Source organism: Flavisericum labens, from assembly GCF_045446075.1.
Lineage (GTDB): Bacteria > Bacteroidota > Bacteroidia > Flavobacteriales > Flavobacteriaceae > Flavisericum > Flavisericum labens.
In genome coordinates, this window is record NZ_JBJJBQ010000024.1 from 2,501 (window position 1) to 5,553 (window position 3,053).

The 3,053-nt window shown below is 47.3% G+C and carries 2 tRNA genes and 2 rRNA genes (1 of these 4 cut by a window edge); all 4 read right to left on the reverse strand.

The window, feature by feature from the left end:
• A 23S ribosomal RNA gene (locus tag ACIEHO_RS16380) occupies positions 1 to 630 on the reverse strand; it reaches 2,195 nt to the left of the window's first position.
• A gap of 223 nt (positions 631 to 853) precedes the next feature.
• Positions 854 to 927 (reverse strand) — tRNA-Ala (locus ACIEHO_RS16385).
• Between the two features lie 116 nt (positions 928 to 1,043).
• Positions 1,044 to 1,117 (reverse strand) — tRNA-Ile (locus tag ACIEHO_RS16390).
• Positions 1,118 to 1,261: 144 nt separating this feature from the next.
• Positions 1,262 to 2,785: ribosomal RNA gene (locus ACIEHO_RS16395) — 16S ribosomal RNA — on the reverse strand.
• The 16S and 23S rRNA genes sit together here with 2 tRNA genes alongside, the layout of an rRNA operon.
• Positions 2,786 to 3,053 lie beyond the last annotated feature (268 nt).

Below are 3,053 nucleotides of genomic sequence, written 5' to 3' on the forward strand. Positions count from 1 at the left end.
TTAACCTTGCCAGCAACGGTAACTCGTAGGCTCATTATGCAAAAGGCACGCCGTCACAGATCAAGTCTGCTCCGACCGCTTGTAAGCGTATGGTTTCAGGTTCTATTTCACTCCCTTATTCAGGGTTCTTTTCACCTTTCCCTCACGGTACTGGTTCACTATCGGTCTCTCAGGAGTATTTAGCCTTATGGGATGGTCCCCACAGATTCATACAGGGTTTCACGTGCCCCGCACTACTCAGGATACCACTATGTCCACACTCTTTGCCTATACCGGGCTATCACCGTCTTTGGCCTGTCTTTCCAAACAGTTCTAGTTCATCGTGCTTCTAATGTCGTGGTCCTACAACCCCGGCACTGCCGTAACAGCACCGGTTTGGGCTAATCCGCGTTCGCTCGCCACTACTAGCGGAATCACTTTTGTTTTCTCTTCCTCCGGGTACTTAGATGTTTCAGTTCCCCGGGTTTGCCTCCTTGCGGATACTATGTCTTCAACATAGTGGGTTGCCCCATTCGGACATCCACGGATCAAATCGTATGTGCCGATCCCCGTGGCTTTTCGCAGCTTATCACGTCCTTCTTCGCCTCTGAGAGCCTAGGCATTCCCCATACGCCCTTGTTTAGCTTATTGTACTTTTTGCTTTTTTAATGAGTTTTATCAATAGACTGGTGTCTATATGATAATTGCTTAATCGACTATCGCTCGCGTGATGCCGATCAAACAGAATTATTGTTACTACACCTCCAATAAATTGGAAATGTATTAATTTCATGTATCTTTTTTCAATATGTCAATGAACGTGTGGCGAACCGCCACTGATAAATCACTACCAGCGGACGATTTAATGCCGTCGTGGAGAATATCGGAGTCGAACCGATGACCTCCTGCGTGCAAGGCAGGCGCTCTAGCCAGCTGAGCTAATCCCCCGTTTTTTCAGTGTTCAGTTAACAGTTATCAGTTAACAGTACTTATAACGGCTACCCAACCTCTAAAATTTCCTTTCAATATATTATGAACTTATTTTGCCCTTTCGGCCAAAATTGTAGTCTCAGGCAGACTCGAACTGCCGACCTCTACATTATCAGTGTAGCGCTCTAACCAGCTGAGCTATGAGACTGTTTATAGTCGTTAGTTTTCAGTTTTCAGTGGCTTTTACGCCTCTGATCACCGTTGACTGGTGACTTAATATTTTAAATTGACAGCAATGAGAACAAACTATCCCTTGTAATAGTTATGATACCTTTTAGTCGTCTTTCTCTAGAAAGGAGGTGTTCCAGCCGCACCTTCCGGTACGGCTACCTTGTTACGACTTAGCCCTAGTTACCGATTTTACCCTAGGCCGCTCCTTGCGGTGACGGACTTCAGGCACTCCCAGCTTCCATGGCTTGACGGGCGGTGTGTACAAGGCCCGGGAACGTATTCACCGCATCATGGCTGATATGCGATTACTAGCGATTCCAGCTTCACGGAGTCGAGTTGCAGACTCCGATCCGAACTGTGATAGGGTTTATAGATTCGCTCCTGGTCGCCCAGTGGCTGCTCTCTGTCCCTACCATTGTAGCACGTGTGTAGCCCAGGACGTAAGGGCCGTGATGATTTGACGTCATCCCCACCTTCCTCACAGTTTGCACTGGCAGTCTTGCTAGAGTTCCCATCTTTACATGCTGGCAACTAACAACAGGGGTTGCGCTCGTTATAGGACTTAACCTGACACCTCACGGCACGAGCTGACGACAACCATGCAGCACCTTGTAAGTGGTCCGAAGAAATAGCTGTCTCCAGCTAATGCAACTTACATTTAAGCCCTGGTAAGGTTCCTCGCGTATCATCGAATTAAACCACATGCTCCACCGCTTGTGCGGGCCCCCGTCAATTCCTTTGAGTTTCATTCTTGCGAACGTACTCCCCAGGTGGGATACTTATCACTTTCGCTGGGCCACCCAGACCGAGGTCCGGACAGCTAGTATCCATCGTTTACGGCGTGGACTACCGGGGTATCTAATCCCGTTCGCTACCCACGCTTTCGTCCATCAGTGTCAGTTGATTATTAGTAATCTGCCTTCGCAATTGGTATTCTATGTAATATCTATGCATTTCACCGCTACACTACATATTCTAACTACTTCATAATAACTCAAGATAACCAGTATCAAGGGCAATTCTACAGTTGAGCTGCAGACTTTCACCCCTGACTTAATCATCCACCTACGGACCCTTTAAACCCAATGATTCCGGATAACGCTTGGATCCTCCGTATTACCGCGGCTGCTGGCACGGAGTTAGCCGATCCTTATTCTTACGGTACCGTCAAGCCGCTACACGTAGCGGGGTTTCTTCCCGTATAAAAGCAGTTTACAACCCATAGGGCAGTCTTCCTGCACGCGGCATGGCTGGATCAGGGTTGCCCCCATTGTCCAATATTCCTCACTGCTGCCTCCCGTAGGAGTCTGGTCCGTGTCTCAGTACCAGTGTGGGGGATCCCCCTCTCAGGGCCCCTACCTATCGTGGCCATGGTGTGCCGTTACCACACCATCTAGCTAATAGGACGCATACCCATCTTTTGCCGTAATCTTTAATGTGCTCCCCATGTGGGGTGAACATACCATGAAGTATTAATCCAAATTTCTCTGGGCTATCCTTCAGCAAAAGGTAGGTTGTATACGCGTTACGCACCCGTGCGCCGGTCGCCGACAGAAAAGCAAGCTTTTCCTCGATGCCCCTCGACTTGCATGTGTTAGGCCTGCCGCTAGCGTTCATCCTGAGCCAGGATCAAACTCTTCATCGTTAAATTTTTAAGTCTTGTATGACTTGTACTCTTAACAACTAATCAGAATCTCTAGTACTCAAAATGGTCTATTCTCTTTGTCGAAAGCTATCGTTTCCAATAACTTCCTTACGCTGTCAATTCAATATGTCTATGAACTTCTTTTCTCTTTTCCCAACTCGTTTCCTCGTTAAGCGGGTGCAAATATAAAACCCTTTTTTTAACTCCACAATACTTTTTGATGTTTTTTTGGAAAAAAATTTCTGGCCTTCTTCCCAAAAACAAAACG